The organism is Photobacterium sp. DNB22_13_2 (assembly GCF_052873915.1).
The window spans coordinates 1-238 of the sequence record NZ_JBNNXU010000283.1 but is presented as its reverse complement, the minus strand read 5'-3'; the positions used below and the strand labels follow the sequence as shown (position 1 = coordinate 238).

General features: G+C 62.2%; 1 protein-coding gene. It reads right to left on the bottom strand.

All coding sequences use genetic code 11. The features are described 5' to 3' along the window. Window positions 1-209: hypothetical protein (locus ACVA58_RS28655; RefSeq protein ID WP_446513618.1), on the bottom strand; the 209-nt coding region annotated here is incomplete at its 3' end. Window positions 210-238 lie beyond the last annotated feature (29 nt).

Sequence of the window (238 nt, the reverse complement as noted above, 5' to 3'; positions counted from 1 at the left end):
AACAGGCCCAGCGTCGGGCTGCGCTCCATCGACGGCTCGCTCCAGTGGCGGGCCAGATATTCAGCACCGCGGTAGAGCACCACACCTGCCGGCCCAATCGGCACGAGGAACCAGAAGAACACGCCAAACACGTGGCGATGCGCCGCAACGATGGCGCTCTCCAGGGTATGGCGAACGATCTCGTTCACAGGCATGTCGGTCGTATCCAAGCCTGACCATTCATTGAGAAGCAGTCGCG